Source organism: Burkholderia sp. E168m23 (assembly GCF_016586125.1).
Taxonomy (GTDB): domain Bacteria; phylum Pseudomonadota; class Gammaproteobacteria; order Burkholderiales; family Burkholderiaceae; genus Burkholderia; species Burkholderia orbicola.
The window spans coordinates 1-896 of record NZ_BCPP01001539.1 but is presented as its reverse complement, the minus strand read 5'-3'; the positions used below and the strand labels follow the sequence as shown (position 1 = coordinate 896).

The following is an 896-nucleotide window of genomic DNA, read 5'->3' as shown; positions in this document are numbered from 1 at the left end:
ATCGGATCCTGCCACAGCAATTCCTCGCTGGGCACTTCCGGACCCAGATAACGCACGCGCGGCCCCATGTCACGGTGCGTCAGCTTGAACCACGCGCGCGCGAATGCCTCGGCGAACTCGTTCGGATTCTCGAAGAAGCGGCGCGAGATCTTCTCGTAAGTCGGGTCGGCACGCAGCGCAATATCCGAGGTCAGCATCGTCGGTACACGGCGTTTGCCCGGTTCAAACGGATCCGGCACACTGTCCGCACCGGCGCCGCCCTTCGGCTGCCACTGATGCGCGCCAGCCGGACTCTTCGTTAGCTCCCAGTCGTAGCCGAATAGATTCCAGAAGAAATTGTTGCTCCACTGCGTCGGCGTCGACGTCCAGATCACCTCGAGGCCGCTGCCGATCGCATCGCCCGCCTTGCCTGACCCGAACGAACTCTTCCAGCCCAGCCCCATCTGTTCGAGCGGTGCCGCTTCGGGCTCAGGCCCGACGTGCGACGCATCACCCGCACCGTGGGTCTTGCCGAACGTGTGGCCGCCCGCGATCAGGGCGACGGTTTCCTCATCGTTCATCGCCATGCGTGCGAAGGTCTCACGGATGTCGCGCGCCGACGCCAACGGGTCGGGGTTGCCGTTCGGGCCTTCCGGGTTCACATAGATCAGCCCCATCTGCACTGCCGCCAGCGGCGTCTCGAGCTGACGATCGCCGCTGTAGCGCTTGTCGTCCAGCCAGGTCGATTCCATGCCCCAGTAAACGTCCTCGTCCGGCTCCCACGAGTCTTCCCGGCCGCCCGCGAAGCCGAACGTCTTGAAGCCCATCGATTCCAGCGCCACGTTGCCAGTCAGTACGATCAGGTCCGCCCACGAAATCTTGCGTCCGTATTTCTGCTTGACCGGCCAGATCAATCG

The 896-nt window shown here is 63.8% G+C and carries 1 protein-coding gene; it reads right to left on the bottom strand.

The genetic code is table 11. The annotated features are described in order from the left end of the window. Positions 1–896: peroxidase family protein (locus JMF90_RS38745; protein ID WP_305790785.1), on the bottom strand; the 896-nt coding region annotated here is incomplete at both ends.